The following is a 15,427-nucleotide window of genomic DNA, read 5'->3' on the forward strand; positions in this document are numbered from 1 at the left end:
TGCATATACGCATACATCTACTTATAGTTCTCGCATACGTATACATCTACTCATGGCTGGATCACCGCCCTGAAGGGTTGTTCGATGACATCACAGCAAGCTCCGGCGATCTCCGTGCAGGGCCTGGAGAAGTCCTACAAGGACCTCCATGTGCTGCGCGGCGTAGATTTCGATGTGTCGCGAGGAACTATCTTCGCCCTACTCGGCTCCAACGGTGCGGGCAAAACCACCGTCGTGCGCATCCTGTGCACGCTGCTCCGGGCCGATGCGGGGACAGCAAGTGTCAATGGCTTCGACGTAGCCACCCAGCCCGCGAACGTGCGGGAATCCTTCAGCCTCACCGGCCAATTCGCCGCCGTCGACGAAATCCTCAGCGGGCGTGAGAATCTCGTTCTGATCGCGCATCTGCGGCGGATCGCGAACCCGGGCGCGGTCGCGGATGAACTGCTCGAACGTTTCGCACTGACCGACGCCGGCGCACGCAAAGTGTCGACCTATTCCGGTGGCATGCGCCGCCGCCTCGACATCGCCATGAGCCTCATCGGGAACCCACCGGTCATCTTCCTCGACGAGCCCACGACCGGGCTCGATCCCCAGGCGCGCATCGAGGTGTGGAAGGCCGTCAAGGAACTCGCCGCGAACGGCACCACAGTCCTGCTCACGACGCAGTATCTGGAAGAGGCCGAACAGCTCGCCGACCGGATCGCGATCCTGCACCGGGGCCGGATCCTCGTCGACGGCACCCTTGCCGAACTCAAAGGGCTGCTCCCACCCGCCAAGGTCGAATACATCGAGAAGCAACCCAGCCTCGAAGAGGTCTTCCTCGCCCTCGTCGGTGACGAAGCCACGGCACCGACAGCTAAGGAACAGCGATGACCACTCGATTCTTCGGCGACACCGGCTACCTGCTGGGACGATCCCTGCGCCACATCGCGCGCAGCCCGGACACCATCATCACGACCACGATCATGCCGATAGCCTTCCTGCTGCTGTTCGTCTACGTGCTGGGCGGTGCGATCAACACCGGGACGGATTCGTATGTGACCTACCTGCTGCCCGGCATTCTGATCATCACGATCGCTTCGGGCATCGCCTACACCGCATTCCGGCTCTTCCTGGATATGAAGAACGGCATCGTCGAGCGATTCCAGTCCATGCCGATCGCACGGTCGTCGATCCTGTGGGCGCACGTGCTGACCTCACTGGTCGCCAACCTGATCTCGGTCGTGGTCGTCGTGCTCGTCGCGCTGATCATGGGCTTCCGCTCCAGCGCGGGGATTCTCGCGTGGCTCGCGGTCGCCGGCATCCTGCTCCTGGTCACCCTGGCATTGACGTGGCTCGCCGTCATCCCCGGCCTCACCGCGAAGACCCCCGACGGCGCGAGCGGATTCTCCTACCCGCTCATCTTCCTGCCCTTCCTCAGCTCGGCATTCGTACCCACCGACTCGATGCCCGGGCCGGTGCGCGCCTTCGCCGAACACCAGCCCACGACCTCCATCGTCAACGCCATCCGCGACCTGTTCGCGCAGGATCCGGTCGGCACCGATATCTGGATCGCCCTGGGCTGGTGTGTCGGCATCCTCGTCGTCTCGTACGCCTTCGCCATGAACATCTATCGCCGCAAGGTTTCCTAGGCACGCGATGGCTGGGAGTCGATCAGCTGAGCGCGGGCTCGTTCTGGACCCAGTGGAAGCCGGGTCCGCGGAGGCGGAAGCTGTCGAGGTCCTGTTTCTGCAGGGACACCGTCACCGGGTGGCCGTCGATTTCGCCGCGCAAGATCAGGCGATCGGGGGCGAGCTCCTCGAAGGCGAGCTGGGCGAAGGGAGCGGAGGCGGCGTCGGACTTCGGTGGTGCGGCAAGGGTAATGGTCCGGGCTGCTGCGTCCACCTCGCCCATGGACTTGACCAGGGTTCCGTCCATCTCCTGGTGGGCGATGAAGCCCTGATCGACAACCATTCGCTGCCAGCGGTTTTCATCGGTGGTCAGGGGCGGTAGGGGCTGGCCGTCGCGGGCGAATTCGGTGACATTCCAGATGCCGTACAGCTCGGGTTTCGGTGTGCCGTAACCCCATTCGTACCAAGCCTGGTGGGCGTCATGCAGGCAGGCGGTGGTCACCCATAGACCCAGGGCCGCCTGGACGACAGCGGCGACACGGTTCGCGCGCCGGCTGCGGAACAGCGGGCGTTGCGTCGCGGGTTCGGTATTCCGTTGCAGCACGAGGAAGTTCATGATCCTGCGGGTTTGCGGCGCCAGCACGATCAACGACATCAGCACCAGGTGGAAGGCCAGGATCTTGACCGGCACGTCGTAGGTCATGTTCAACAGGAAGACCTGCAGCATGCTGATCAGCCCGATCATCCCGCCCAGCGTCGCGGTGCGGGGCAGAAACAGCAGCAACCCGGCCGCCACCTCGGCGGCGCCGAGCAGCATCTGGTACACCGGCGAAACCCCGACCTGATTCCACAGCACGTCGAACTTGGTCAGGTTGCCGTACGGCTGCAGCAGCGTGGTCAGCGACGGGTACGGCATCTGATTGGGCACCAGTTTCGCCCAGCCGTACCAGAGCAGTTGACCCGCGACACAGAGCCGGACGAAGGTCACGAACCAGGTCCCGAGCGTGCGGTATTCGGTGCGCCGGCGGTCCAGGAGCGTCCAGATCAGGGTGATCGCCGCGGCGATCACCAGCAGGCAGAAGGTCATCACCCAGATCACCGTCTGATCGCCGCTACCGCTCTGGTACAGCACGGCCTCGACACCGAAGACATGCTCACCGACCCATTCCGCAAGCGGCGCAACCTTTTGCATCTGCCATTGGACGGCATCGTCCGGGAGCACGGCGACCGCGATGCCGGCGAAGACGAACAGGATCTGCGCGAAATACAGACAGAACAAGCCGATATAGGCAACACAGAACCGGAAGCCGACACGGGCCAGCGGATGCCACGGGGCCCTGGGCTCCGGCGACTCCTGCACCGCCCTGTCGTCCTGTTCCATCAGCACCACGCCCACGCGACCCACCTCACTCACCGACAACATTTGGTGAGCCGAAGTTATCGGCCGCGCCAGGGTGCGCACCTCCAGGAAATCCCTGGTCTTCCCCTACGTCTCGAGACTTACGTGCCACCCCTAGCTCCGTCGGGTGACAGCACTAGCCCCCCGGGGGGACAACCGCACCACCGACCTCGTGCCAGCCCTACCGCCCGAACCCGGCAGGGCTGCAAGCGAACGCGTGTTGGCCGGAGATGTCAACCATCGATTCCGTCCAGTGAGCCAGCACGTCCGCGCAGTGGGCGGGTTCGCCGCCGGGCCGGGATTACGCTGCGCCGCTGCAGTAAGCGGGTTACATTCGCGCTCAAGCTAACTGGTTTCAGGAGGACAAATATGGCCGACGGGCCCGACCCCACCGAACGTGTGCAACTCACCGTCAGTGGCCGTGATCTCGACAGCCTCGCCGAGGATCTGTCGCGCTGGCTCGGCGGCCGGGTCGCAGCCGACGAGCCGCCGAAGATCTCGGCGCTGTCGCGTCCGGAGGGTGCGGGGATGTCGAGCACCTCGGTGTTCTTCGACGCGCAATGGAGCGTCGGCGGCCAGCCGGACGGCGGATCGTTCGTGGCCCGGTTGGCGCCGCAGGACGCCGATTTCCCGATCTTCGAGACCTACGACCTGGCGATGCAGTACCAGGTGATGGCCGGGGTCGCGGCAGCCTCCGAAGTGCCGGTGCCGGGGCTGCGCTGGCTGGAGACCGACGAAAGTGTGCTCGGCGCGGCGTTTTTCGTGATGGAGAAGTCCGAAGGCCGCGTGGTGTCGGACAATCCGCCGTATGTCTTCCTCGGCTGGCTGTTCGAGGCCACCCCCGAGGAGCGCGCCCAGCTGATAGCGGGCACCGTCGAGGCGATCGCCAAGATCCACGACATCCCGAATCCGGCAACGAAATTCCCGATGCTCGACGGTCCGGGCCAGGCGCTGCGCCGGAATGTCGACTGGTACCGCGGGTGGTACCAGTGGGGCCTGGCCGACGACGGCTACGCCATCCCGATCATCGAGCGGGCATTCGACTGGCTCGACGCGCACTGGCCCGCCGATCCGGGCCCGGATGTGCTGTCCTGGGGCGATTCCCGGCCCGGCAACATCCTCTACCGCGGTTTCGAGCCCGCCGCCGTCCTGGACTGGGAGATGGCCACCCTCGGCCCCCGTGAGCTCGACGTGGCCTGGCTCATCTTCCTGCACCGCTTCTTCCAGGATCTGGCGGTCAAGTTCGGCCAGCCCGGTCTGCCGGACTTCTGCCGACGGGAGGACGTCGTCGCGAAATACGAAGAGCTGACCGGGCATACACTGCGCGATCTCGACTTCTACGTCGTCTTCTCCGCGCTCAAGCACGCGATCGTGATGGCCCGGGTCAAGCGCCGGATGATGCATTTCGGCGAGGACACCGACACAGCGGATCGCGACGACTACGTGATGCACCGGGCAAGCCTCGAGGCGCTGCTCGACGGAACCTACCAATGGGATTGAGAACGACTATGGCTGAACGCATTCCGGGCTTCGGGCCCGCACCGTTGGACGAATACCCGATCCACCAGACGCCGCTGACCATGGCCCGGGTCGCCACCAGCGACCGGAACTTCTACGACCGCAGCTATTTCAACGCCCACGATCGGGACGGCGGCACCTTCCTGGTCACCGGTTTCGGGGTGTACCCGAACCTCGGTGTCACCGACGCCTACGCCTGTGTCGGGCGCGGCGACCGTCAGCGCTCGGTCCGCTTCTCCGACGCCCTGGGGGACCGCAGCCTGGACATGTCGGTCGGCGGCTACCGCATCGAGGTGGTCGAGGCCCTGCAGAAACTTCGGGTGATCTGTGAGCACGACGATCTGAGCTTCGACCTGACCTGGGAGGGTGCGTTCCCGGTCGTGCAGGAACAGCCGCATCTGATCATGCGCGGCGGCAAGCCGATCATCGATGCCCAGCGCTTCGCCCAAGTCGGTTCCTGGGCAGGCACTTTGACTGTCGAAGGCACGGACACCCAGGTCGATCCGGCGGTGTGGACCGGAACCAGGGACCGCTCCTGGGGTATCCGCCCGGTCGGTGATCCCGAACCGGCGGGCCGCGCGGGCGCCGAACCCGCCGACGGATTCTGGTGGCTGTACGTGCCGCTGCGCTTCGACGATTTCTCGATCATCATCATCGTGCAGGAAGAACCCGACGGCACCCGCACCCTCAACGACGCCACCCGGGTGTGGCCGGACGGACGCGTCGAGCAGCTCGGCTGGCCTCGGGTCTCGCTCCAGTACCGTTCCGGCACAAGAATTCCCGTCGCCGTCCGGCTCGACTGCACGACGCCGGACGGCAAGCCGCTCGAGATCGAGGTCACCGCCGGCACCGGCATTCCCCTGCACGTCGGCTGCGGCTACGGCGGGGACCCGGACTGGTTGCACGGCCAGTGGAAGGGCCGCGGCTGGGTCGATTCCCAAGCCTACGACCTCACCGACCCCGCCATCGAAGGCCGCATCCCGTTCGGCGTCATCGACCACGTCGGCCACGCCCGCTGCGGCGACGCCGAAGGCTGGGGCCTGTTCGAGCACGCCAGCCTCGGCCGCCACGACCCCACCGGCTTCGCCGACTGGACCTCGGTCGCGCCGTAAGTTTCTAGCCGGCAGGTGCCTGCGGTCGATCAGGCACCTGCCGGTCTTGATCCGGGTCGAGCGTCGCCGCGGCAGAGCGACGCTCGACCCGGCGTGCGCCGAGCGTCGACCGATGCCCTGGAGCGATACGCCCGAGATCAGTGTTCCGGCTCAGACCGAACCGGGCTGGAAGCGGGCGGCGGCGATGACGATGCCGCCGACGTTCTGTTTATCGATCACCAGCGGGCCCACGCCCGCCAGCAGCGCGGCGGCCTCGGCGACGCTTGCCGTGCCGACCGCGTCCCGGGTTCGCCCGGCCGGGTTCGGGACCGCGATCAGATCCAGCTCGGCCGCCGAGTAACCGCGCACCGGCACACCCAATTCCGCTGCCACCGCGAGCAATCCGGGTTCCGCGGCGCGCCGGTCAATCGTCGCCAGGCAGTGGATCACGTTGTTGCCCAATACTTCCCGGACCGCACGGCGAATACCGGCGGCCGAGGCACCCGGCCGCAGGCCGATGCCCACCACCAGGTCGGCCACCGACACTGTCTTGCGCAGACTGTGCTGCCGTCGTTCACGTGGCGGCATGGGTCCGGGCATAGTCGGCGGCGGCGGTCACGAAACGGGTTACGGCTTCAGGGTTTCCAGCCGGATGGGTGTGCAGGTAGGAGGCGTGGACCTGGTGCACCATGGCACCCTCCCGGACCCGCTCCCCCTGGTTTCCGTGCCAGCCCCAGGCCGGCGCGTCGGCACCGGCGGCGACCAGCCGGGTCCGATGGAATTCGTGGCCGCGCACGCGCTGACCCGCCTGCCAGAGCACGGAATCGGCGAGCGCGACCGCGTCGCGATAGCCGAGCGTCAGACGGGGACCGAATTCCGCGTCGGCGTCGACCACACCTGCCATCGGATGCCCATCGAGCGAGCGCGTGAGATAAAGCAGCCCAGCGCATTCGGCGTGGATAGGCATCCCCATCCGAGCTAACTCCCCCACCGCTTTGAGCAGCCGCGTGTTGCCAGCGAGCTCGGCCGCATGCTCCTCCGGGAAGCCACCGGGGAGCACCAAACCCGCCGTGCCCGTCGGCAATTCATCGCGCATCGGATCGAAGACCTCCACCTGCGCACCGGCGGCGGCCAGCAGCTCCCGATGCTCGGCATACCCGAAGGTGAACGCGGGCCCACCCGCCATCGCGATCACAACGCCACTCGGCTCGGCAGTGTCAGCCCGTGGACCCTGGCTTTCCCCAGTAGAACCAGGCGTCACACCGGGACGCCGAGCAACGGACCGACTCGGGCGCACAGCTTCCTGCGGATCCCAGGCCGGGCCGTCGACTGTCGAGCGGGCCAGCGCGGCGATGGCCGCAAGGTCCACGTGCGCCGCAACGAGATCCGTCATCGCGGCGACGGCGGCGGTAGCAGCGGTGCCATGTTCGACAGCCGGGATCAGGCCGAGATGCCGTGAAGGGACTTCCAATTCGGCCATGCGCGGCAGCGACCCGAGCACCGGGAGGCCGACGCGGGAACATGCGGCGCGCAGTACTTGGTCGTGGCGTTCACTGCCCACGCGGTTGAGAATCACTCCGCCGAGCCGGATTCCACTGTCGAAGGTCGCGAATCCGTGCAGCAGGGCGGCGAGACTCTGACTATGCCCGCGAGCATCCACCACCAGAATGACGGGTGCCCCGAGCAGGCTCGCGACCTGCGCGGTCGACCCCTCCGCGACTGGGCCGGAATGGTTTTCATCGATCCGCCCGTCGAACAGGCCCATCACGCCCTCGACCACAGCGATATCACACCCCTGCGTGCCGTGCTGATACAGCGGCACCACCCGATCCGCACCGACCAGCACCGGGTCCAAATTCCGGCCCGGCCGCCCAGCAGCCAGCCCGTGATACCCGGGATCGATGTAATCCGGCCCCACCTTGAACGGCGCAACACTATGCCCCGCCCGACGCAGCGCCCCGATCAATCCCGTTGCGAGCGTGGTCTTCCCACTACCCGAAGCAGGCGCCGCGATAACCACGGCGGGCGCATTCACCGGACACCTCCGAGGTCGGTCGCTCCGGCGGCCGAACTACCAGCCATCCGCCACACCGGCCGCCGCAGCCGGACCATGCACATGGACGGCGTCTCATCGCCTCGGGAGGTTTGATCCCGGCGGCCAACAGCGCTCAGCCGGACAGCATCCCATCGCACGCTGCCGAGGGTGGACCCGTTGCGGCAGTCGATAAGTGGGACGTGGCTGAGGGTGCTACTCGCGTTTCGCCTCGGCCATGTCCCAGTTTTCGGGGGTCGGGTCACCATTCGATCCCGCGCTGGCCTTTGCGGCCGGCGTCCATGGGGTGTTTGACCTTGGTCATTTCGGTGACGAGGTCGGCGGCGTCGAGGAGGGCTTGGGGGGCGTCGCGGCCGGTGATGACGACGTGTTGGTTGCCGGGGCGGTTTGTCAGGGTTTCGACTACCTCGTCGGTGTCGACCCAGCCCCATTTCAGGGGGTAGGTGAATTCGTCGAGGACGTAGAAGCGGTGCTGTTCGGCGGACAGGCGGCGGGAGATCTCCTGCCAGCCGGCCAGGGCGGCGGCTTGGTGGTCTTCGTCGGTGCCCTGTTTGCGGGTCCAGGACCAGCCTTCGCCCATCTTGTGCCATTCGACGGGGCCGCCGGCGCCGGTCTGCTCGTGCAAGGTGCCGAGGGTGCGAAAGGCGGCTTCCTCGCCCACCTTCCACTTCGCGCTCTTCACGAACTGGAACACCGCGACGTCGAAGCCCTGGTTCCAGGCGCGCAACGCCATCCCGAACGCCGCGGTGGACTTCCCCTTGCCGGGCCCGGTATGCACCGCGAGCACCGGCTGGTTGCGCCGCTGCCGCGTCGTCAGCCCGTCATCGGGCACAGTCTCCGGCACACCCTTGGGCATCCAACAAGCTCCTTCTCGCGGCGGCCACCCGGCCGAGTTTCGAACCCCCAACGGTGCCACATCCCTGTACCGCCCGTTCACCCTGGTCGTGCTCGGACCTCGATGCCCGCAGGGCGGGTACCGCAACGGACCCACGGTGCGTCAGGCGGCGCGGACAATGCCCGCCACCGTGTCACCGGTGAGTTCGGACAACGGCACATACCCGCCGCGTAGGTCGGCCGCGAGTTCGCAGGCCGGGTACCCGCGACGGACCCACGGTGCGTCAGGCGGCGCGGACGATGCCTGCCACCGTGTCACCGGTGAGTTCGGACAGCGGCACATATCCGCCGCGTAGGTCGGCGGCGAGGTCGCGGGCCAGGCCGAGCCGGATCATGCCGCGTTCGCAGTCGACGACTACCGCTGTCACCTTGTCGCGGGCGAGGCGGTGGGCCGCCGCGCGGGCGCGCAGGACCGGGTCGGTGCCGCCGGTGGCGCGGCCGTCGGTGATCAGCACCATCAGTGGGCGGCGCTGGGGATCGCGCAGGCGTTCCCGCTGGATCACCTCGCGGGCCTTCACAAGGCCTTGCGCGAGTGGGGTTTTGCCGCCGGTGCGCAGGTCCGCGAGTCGGCGCACCGCGATGTCGACCGAGGAGGTTGGGGGCAGCACTAGTTCGGCGTCCTGGCCGCGCATAGTGATGACGGCGACCTTGTCGCGGCTCTGGTAGGCGTCGCGGAGCAGGGTGACGATGGCACCCGTCACCGCGGAGAGGCGGTCGCGGGCGGCCATGGAGCCGGAGGCGTCGACTACGAAAACGACCAGGTTGCCTTCGCGTCCTTCGCGGTACGCGCCGCGCAGGTCCTCGGGGAGGAATTCGAGGGGTCCGTGCACGCGGCCGCGGGAGTGCTGTTTCGGGACAGCGGCGAAAATGGTGCCGAGCAGGTGCAGCCCGGCGTTGGTCTCGGGGACGGCGTGGACTACCCGGCCGTTGCGGGTGCGGGCACGCGAACGGCGGCCTTGCGCGCCCTCGCCGATGCCGGGAACTTCCCAGCGTGGCGGCTTGGCGAGGCCGGCGGTCGGCCCGGCGATCCGTTGCTCACGGGCAGGCCCGCCGCCGCGCGAATCCTCGCTGCTCTCAGTTGGATTCGGGGGTTTAGGCGCATCGGATCCCGGCGGCGATGAATCACCCTCGTCGGGAGAGGAATTCGCGTCGTCAGCGGGAGAATCCGCTCCATCCCTCGGCGGTTCCGCATCGGCATCGGCATCGGCATCGGCATCGGCACGATCGGAGCCGGACTCCGGATCGTCGCCGGGTTCGTCCTGCGTGGTGCGCGGTCCCGCAGCATCCTGCGGGACCGCTTCACCTTTTCCCAGGTCGTCACCCTCTCGGGCGGCTTCGTCGGCGGCTTCGCGCATCGCCTCGTCCAGTTGTTCTTCGCTGATGCCTGGTTCATCGAACGGGTCACGACGCCGCCGATGCGGGAGCGCGAGCTCCGCGGCGATCCGCACGTCGGCCTCGGTGACGACATCGCTGCCGCGCCATGCGGCGTGCGCGGTCGCGGTGCGCGCGACAACGAGATCCGCGCGCATGCCGTCGACGTCGAAGGACGCGCACAGCGCCGCGATTCGCCGCAGCTCCACGTTATCCAGCGCAACTCCGCCGACTCGGTCCCGCGCACCCAGAATCCGTTCGGCCACATCACGATCCGCGGCGGCGTAGCGGTCCGCGAACCCGGCCGGGTCGGCTTCGTAGTCGAGCCTGCGCCGCACCACCGCCATCCGCACGTCGACCTCTCGCGAGGCCACCACATCGACGGTGAGCCCGAACCGGTCCAGCAGCTGCGGCCGCAGTTCGCCCTCTTCCGGGTTCATGGTGCCGACGAGCACGAACCGCGCCGGATGCGAATGCGAGACTCCGTCACGTTCGATATGCACGCGCCCCATGGCGGCGGCGTCGAGCAGCACATCCACCAGGTGGTCGTGCAGCAGGTTCACCTCGTCGACGTAGAGGACGCCATGGTGGGCGGCGGCAAGCAGCCCAGGCCGGAACGCCTGCTCTCCATCCCGCAGGACCCGTTCCAAATCAATGGAGCCGACAACGCGGTCTTCGGTGGCGCCTACCGGCAACTCCACCAATCGCGCCGGTCGCGCTCCCGTCTCGTCGACCACCGGCGGCAGCAGCTGCGCAAGCGCCCGCACCACAGTCGATTTCGCGGTCCCCTTCTCCCCGCGCACCAGCACACCGCCGATCCCCGGATGCACCGCACACAGGATCAGCGCCAGCTGTAACCGCTCCTGCCCGACCACAGCGGAGAACGGAAACCCCGCCTCGCCGGTCTGGGACGAAAGTGCAACTTCAGCATGGGACACGGACACGCACCCAACTCTAGGCGCGCGGACCCGCCCTCCCGGCACCACCCCGGTCAGCCCCCAAACCGACCGAGCACCCCGATGGACCCGAGCACCCTTGCGCCGGGCGCTCAGAAACCAACAGGGGTGCCCGGCGCGATTCAGCCCTTGCGCATCGGGACGTGCGGAATCCCGTCCTCGATGAATTCCTCCCCGTCCACCTGGAACCCGAGCTTGGTGTACATGTCCACCAGGTAGCTCTGGGCGCTCAGGCGGATGGTGTCCGAACCCGCTTCGGCGATGGCGGCTTTGACGAGGCGGTTGGCGTAGCCGTGTCCGCGGGCCGCCTTCTCGGTGCACACCCGGCCGATGCGAAAGGACTTCACACCGTCGTTGTGCTCCTCGGAGAGCCGCGCGGTGGCAACGACATCACCCTCGTCGTCGAGCCAGAAGTGCCTGGTCTCCGGGAGCAGGTCGAGACCGTCCAGCTCCGGGTAGGCGCACTTCTGCTCCACGACAAAGACTTCGACGCGAAGTTTCAACAGCTGGTAGAGGGTGGCGGTGTCGAGATCCTGTGCCCATGACCGCTTGAGAACAACCGTTGACATCATCGCATCTTGCTACCACGCCCGAGCCGTCGGCGCGAGCGACTGCGCCTAATTCGCGGTGTTCGCGGTGTGCTTCGCCGAGGTGAGATTGAGGGTCTTGGAGGTCCAATCCCACACCTCGCCGAACAGCGCCTTGTTGTCGGAGAGCTTCACGCCCAGCGACGGCACCATGTTCTGCAGCTTCGGGGTCCACTCGGCGTATTCCTGCGGGAAGCAGCGCTGCAGCACGTCGAGCATGGCGGTGACACAGGTCGACGCGCCCGGCGAAGCGCCGAGCAGACCCGCGATGGAACCGTCCTCGGCCGCGATGACGGCGGTGCCGAGTTCGAGCACGCCGCCCGCGCCCTTGCGCCGGATGATCTGCACGCGCTGACCGGCGGTGATGATCTCCCAGTCGCGGCCGTCGGCGCGCGGGATGAACTCCTCCATCGTGTAGACCTTGCCGTCGTACGACTTCAGCAGCTCACTGACCAGGTACTTCACCAGTGACAGCTCGGTCAGGCCGACACCGAGCATGGGCGCGAGGTTGCCTGGGCGGATCGACTTGAACAGGTCGCCGTTGGACCCGTCCTTGAGGAACTTCGGGGTCCAGCCGGCGTACGGGCCGAACAGCAGACCGGCCTCGCCGTTGATGACGCGAGTGTCCAAGTGCGGCACCGACATCGGGGGCGCGCCGACGGCAGCCTTGCCGTACACCTTCGCCTCGTGCTGAGCGATCAGCGCCGGGTTGGTGCAGCGCAGGAACTGACCGGACACCGGGAAACCCGCGAAGCCGCTGATCTCCTTGATGCCGGACTTCTGCAGCAGCGGCAGCGCGCCACCGCCCGCGCCGACGAACACGAACTTGGCGTTGATGGTGCGCGCCTTGCCGGTGCGCAGGTTCTGGACCTTCACCAGCCAGCTGCCGTCTGCCTGCTTGGTCAGGTTGCGTACGTCGTGGCCGAACGCGATGTCGGCGCCGGACGCGCCGAGGTAGGCGAGCAGTTCCTTGGTGAGCGAACCGAAGTCGATGTCGGTGCCGCCGTCGGTCCAGTTCAGCGCGACCGGGTCGGAGTAGTTGCGGCCACGGGCCATCAGCGGTAGTCGCCGCGCGAACTCGTCGGGGCTGTCGACGTACTCCATGCCCTCGAACAGCGGGTGCCCGGCCAGCGCCTCGTAGCGCTTGCGCAGGTACTGCACGTCGTCGGCGCCGTGCACGAAGCTGACGTGCGGGATCGGGTTGATGAAGTGCGACGGGTCACCGAGGATGCCGTTCTCGACCGCGTAGGCCCAGAACTGGCGCGACACCTGGAAGCGCTCGTTGATGTCGATGGCCTTGGTGACATCGACGGAGCCGTCGGCGGTCTGCGGGCTGTAGTTCAGCTCGCACAGCGCCGAGTGGCCGGTGCCCGCGTTGTTCCACGGGTCGCTGCTCTCGGCCGCGGCGGCGTCGAGCCGCTCGAACATGGAGATCGACCAGTCCGGCTGCAGCTGACGAAGCAGCGCGCCGAGAGTGGCACTCATGATGCCGGCACCGATGAGAACGACATCGGTCTTTTCAGTCATGGCAGCGTTCGGCACGGTTGATCGACTTCCTTGTCACTTCTCGCGGCCCACCGGCAAAGGATGGGCAGCGTGGGCACGGGCGCTAGGTGAACAAAAGGTTACCCTCGAGTCACCTCCCCCGATTGTGCACCTCACCGCCCCGAATACCTGCAACGAACCCGGCGAATGTGACATAGATAAAGTCCTCCCCGCCGGTCTTCGATCCGGGCCCGACCTGGCCTAGATTGGGTCTCGTGACGGATGAAACCTCGGTTAGCGTGTCCGACATCACTCGCGACTGGCACCCCGATGTACTCGGGGCCGGTTACGAGCATCGCACCATTGCGCTCGGTCCGGACCCGGACGGTGAAGGTGAGGCGGTAGCGACACTCGTGCGCTACACCCCCGACACCGGCGCGGCCGCGACCGAAGCGACGGTGCTCTACCTGCACGGTTTCACCGACTACTTCTTCCAACAGCATCTGGCCGAACATTTCGCCCAGCGCGGCCATCGCTTCTACGCGCTCGACCTGCGCAAATGCGGGCGCTCACTGCGCGACGGCCAAACACCGCACTACGTCACCGATCTGGCGCTCTACGACGCGGAACTCAACGAGGCGCTGCGCATCGTCAAAGAGGAGACGGGCGCGCCCGTGCTGCTGGTCGCGCATTCGACCGGCGGGCTGATCATGCCGCTGTGGCTGGACCGGCTGAACAAGTCGGCCGGGGTGGCGGCCTCCGGGATCATCGGGCTGGTGCTGAACAGCCCGTGGTTCGACCTGCAGGGCCCGTCCTACTACCGGACCGTGGGCACGCCGGTCATCAACGCGGTGGGCCGATTCCGTGCGATGTTCGAACTGCCGGGCGCGAAAGTCAGCACCTACGGCGACAGCCTGCACCAGACCGTCGCCGGCGAATGGGATTACAACCTGGATTGGAAGCCGCTGGCCGGGTTCCCGGTGCGGTTGGGCTGGTTGCGTGCGATCCGCGCCGGACACGCGCAGTTGCAGCGAGGCCTCGACATCGGCGTGCCGTCGCTGATCCTGCGCTCCCGGTTGACGAAGTTCGCCCGGAAGTACGGGCCCGCCGCCGATGTCGCCGACGTGGTGCTCGATGTGCGCCAGATCCAGCGCTGGGCGGGCTGCCTCGGCGACCGCACCAACATCGTGCCGGTCGACGGCGCGCGGCACGACGTATTCCTGTCCGCGGCAAAGCCTTTGGCGCAGGCCTTCACCGAGCTCGACAACTGGCTCGACTGGCTGACCGAGTACCAGGCCAAAACACCAGCGGCGGACGCGTAGTCGCTCAGCGGTAGACCGCGAGGGCCGCGACCGCCAATTCCTGGACCACAGCTTCGGGCCCGTACACGCTGACGGTGGCGCGGGCCTTGCCGTAGGACTGTTCCGCGCTGGTCAGCGGGGAATCCGGCACATTTCCGTCGAAGACGCCGTCGAGTGCGAAGTCGATGAAACACCACTGTGGCGACTCCGGCGAGGACGTATTCGGGCAGTAGCGGGTTGCGGTGCGCCCGGCCAGGTCGATGCTGGATGCCTTCGCGGGCACCGAGTCGTCGGGCCGGTCGACCTCGAGCCGGAGGACGAAATACTGGTCCGCGTGGTCCTTGCCCCGGGCATAGAACTTGCATTCGTACGGGTTCGACACCGACGTCAGCAACGACACGGTCCAGCCCGCCGGCATCCGGCGCAGTAGCGCGCACGGATCCTGGTCACCGCCCGGCAGAGTTTCGGCGGCGTAGCGGCGCAAGGGCACCTTCAGATCGCGTGCCGCGACAAGCACTTTCGAAGCGACGGCACCGGCCGGGGCGCAGTTGTCGCCCTCGAAGCCGGAGGCGGTGACGCGGACATAGTCGGTGAATGTGCCGATTCCGGTTCCGCCCACCCCGGTCGTCGGAAGTTGCATCGGGACGACGAGTTCGCAATGCGGATCGGACCCGGGATCCGCAGCCCGGAGCGCCGTTCCCCCGTCGACCGGGTAGTCGGTGGCCGCGGCAGGCTTGCTGATACTCAACTCGATCCGCAGGCGCTGCGACCTGGTGTCGCCCGAATGGATGCGGACTTGGCAGCTCTCGGGACTGAGATACGGCGTCACCTGCGCGACTCGACCGTAATCGGCCAGCTGGGTGTGGCTGACGAACCCGCAGGGGTCGATGGTGCGCAACACCGCGGCGGTTTGCAGGGCGGTCCGATCGCGGGGCGCCAGATCCAACCCGTAGTCGTCGATGGTGACCGGGGCGCGGGCGGCCGGTTCCGGCGCCGGACTGCCCGGCACCAACTGTGTACAGCCGGTCAGCAGCGCTGCCGTGACCCCGAGCGCCAGCCACGTCCCCCGCATCGAAACCTCATCTCGAGACTGCGCGGCTCAGTGCCACCGCGCACTCGAACAATAGGACGACGGGATCGGTTAGGCGAAACGGAGATT

At 67.2% G+C, this 15,427-nt stretch carries 13 protein-coding genes; 5 read left to right on the plus strand and 8 right to left on the minus strand.

All coding sequences use genetic code 11. The annotated features are described in order from the left end of the window. Window positions 1-84: 84 nt before the first annotated feature. Both IBX22_RS06905 and IBX22_RS06910 read left to right on the plus strand, forming a co-directional pair. The gene (locus IBX22_RS06905; RefSeq protein ID WP_194814500.1) at window positions 85-876 is read left to right on the plus strand and encodes an ABC transporter ATP-binding protein; all 792 of its coding nucleotides are present in this window, start codon (window positions 85-87) and stop codon (window positions 874-876) included. After that, the gene (locus IBX22_RS06910) at window positions 873-1,634 is read left to right on the plus strand and encodes an ABC transporter permease (RefSeq protein ID WP_194814501.1); all 762 of its coding nucleotides are present in this window, start codon (window positions 873-875) and stop codon (window positions 1,632-1,634) included. Before IBX22_RS06905 ends, IBX22_RS06910 begins: the two co-directional genes overlap by 4 nt. A 22-nt stretch (window positions 1,635-1,656) precedes the next feature. Here IBX22_RS06910 and IBX22_RS06915 read toward each other — a convergent pair whose 3' ends face one another. Continuing rightward, window positions 1,657-3,027 carry a DoxX family protein gene (locus IBX22_RS06915; protein ID WP_309234462.1) on the minus strand — a complete coding sequence of 457 codons (1,371 nt, stop codon included), beginning with the start codon at window positions 3,025-3,027 and terminating at the stop codon, window positions 1,657-1,659. 354 nt (window positions 3,028-3,381) lie between these two features. On the opposite strand from IBX22_RS06915, the gene IBX22_RS06920 reads away from it, so the two are divergent. Then, on the plus strand, window positions 3,382-4,512 hold the full coding sequence (locus IBX22_RS06920; protein WP_194814502.1) for a phosphotransferase family protein: 1,131 nt from the start codon (window positions 3,382-3,384) through the stop codon (window positions 4,510-4,512). A gap of 8 nt (window positions 4,513-4,520) precedes the next feature. Continuing rightward, on the plus strand, window positions 4,521-5,642 hold the full coding sequence (locus IBX22_RS06925; protein ID WP_228538231.1) for a hypothetical protein: 1,122 nt from the start codon (window positions 4,521-4,523) through the stop codon (window positions 5,640-5,642). Between the two features lie 150 nt (window positions 5,643-5,792). Here IBX22_RS06925 and IBX22_RS06930 read toward each other — a convergent pair whose 3' ends face one another. From IBX22_RS06930 to mqo, 6 genes are all read right to left on the minus strand, one after another. Continuing rightward, window positions 5,793-6,209, minus strand: coding sequence for a cobalamin biosynthesis protein (locus IBX22_RS06930; protein ID WP_194814504.1), 417 nt, complete (start codon window positions 6,207-6,209; stop codon window positions 5,793-5,795). Next, window positions 6,196-7,656, minus strand: a complete 1,461-nt coding sequence (locus IBX22_RS06935) for a cobyrinate a,c-diamide synthase (protein WP_309234463.1) — start codon at window positions 7,654-7,656, stop codon at window positions 6,196-6,198. Before IBX22_RS06935 ends, IBX22_RS06930 begins: the two co-directional genes overlap by 14 nt. Before the next feature lie 259 nt (window positions 7,657-7,915). Then, the gene (gene cobO, locus IBX22_RS06940) at window positions 7,916-8,530 is read right to left on the minus strand and encodes a cob(I)yrinic acid a,c-diamide adenosyltransferase (protein ID WP_194814505.1); all 615 of its coding nucleotides are present in this window, start codon (window positions 8,528-8,530) and stop codon (window positions 7,916-7,918) included. Window positions 8,531-8,792: 262 nt separating this feature from the next. Beyond that, the gene (locus IBX22_RS06945) at window positions 8,793-10,883 is read right to left on the minus strand and encodes a magnesium chelatase subunit D family protein (RefSeq protein ID WP_309234464.1); all 2,091 of its coding nucleotides are present in this window, start codon (window positions 10,881-10,883) and stop codon (window positions 8,793-8,795) included. Between the two features lie 134 nt (window positions 10,884-11,017). Further along, window positions 11,018-11,467 (minus strand): GNAT family N-acetyltransferase, encoded by a 450-nt coding sequence (locus IBX22_RS06950; RefSeq protein WP_194814506.1) that lies wholly within the window; start codon window positions 11,465-11,467, stop codon window positions 11,018-11,020. Window positions 11,468-11,512: 45 nt separating this feature from the next. Next, window positions 11,513-13,009, minus strand: coding sequence for a malate dehydrogenase (quinone) (gene mqo / locus IBX22_RS06955; protein ID WP_228538232.1), 1,497 nt, complete (start codon window positions 13,007-13,009; stop codon window positions 11,513-11,515). 257 nt (window positions 13,010-13,266) lie between these two features. On the opposite strand from mqo, the gene IBX22_RS06960 reads away from it, so the two are divergent. Next, entirely contained in the window at window positions 13,267-14,289 is a 1,023-nt protein-coding gene (locus tag IBX22_RS06960; RefSeq protein ID WP_309234465.1) for an alpha/beta hydrolase, read from the plus strand. A gap of 4 nt (window positions 14,290-14,293) precedes the next feature. Here the strand turns inward: IBX22_RS06960 and IBX22_RS06965 are convergent, their stop codons facing one another. After that, window positions 14,294-15,340 carry a hypothetical protein gene (locus tag IBX22_RS06965; protein ID WP_194814509.1) on the minus strand — a complete coding sequence of 349 codons (1,047 nt, stop codon included), beginning with the start codon at window positions 15,338-15,340 and terminating at the stop codon, window positions 14,294-14,296. Window positions 15,341-15,427: the final 87 nt, after the last annotated feature.

This window comes from Nocardia sp. XZ_19_385 (assembly GCF_015355755.1).
GTDB lineage: Bacteria > Actinomycetota > Actinomycetes > Mycobacteriales > Mycobacteriaceae > Nocardia.

Excerpts from the sequence above, each read along its gene's own strand:
- IBX22_RS06905 (WP_194814500.1), top strand. The coding sequence starts at position 85 with ATGACATCACAGCAAGCTCCGGCGATCTCCGTGCAGGGCCTGGAGAAG.
- cobO (WP_194814505.1), bottom strand. The coding sequence starts at position 8,530 with ATGCCCAAGGGTGTGCCGGAGACTGTGCCCGATGACGGGCTGACGACG.
- IBX22_RS06920 (WP_194814502.1), top strand. The coding sequence starts at position 3,382 with ATGGCCGACGGGCCCGACCCCACCGAACGTGTGCAACTCACCGTCAGT.
- mqo (WP_228538232.1), bottom strand. The coding sequence starts at position 13,009 with ATGACTGAAAAGACCGATGTCGTTCTCATCGGTGCCGGCATCATGAGT.
- IBX22_RS06950 (WP_194814506.1), bottom strand. The coding sequence starts at position 11,467 with ATGATGTCAACGGTTGTTCTCAAGCGGTCATGGGCACAGGATCTCGAC.
- IBX22_RS06965 (WP_194814509.1), bottom strand. The coding sequence starts at position 15,340 with ATGCGGGGGACGTGGCTGGCGCTCGGGGTCACGGCAGCGCTGCTGACC.
- IBX22_RS06925 (WP_228538231.1), top strand. The coding sequence starts at position 4,521 with ATGGCTGAACGCATTCCGGGCTTCGGGCCCGCACCGTTGGACGAATAC.
- IBX22_RS06930 (WP_194814504.1), bottom strand. The coding sequence starts at position 6,209 with ATGCCGCCACGTGAACGACGGCAGCACAGTCTGCGCAAGACAGTGTCG.
- IBX22_RS06910 (WP_194814501.1), top strand. The coding sequence starts at position 873 with ATGACCACTCGATTCTTCGGCGACACCGGCTACCTGCTGGGACGATCC.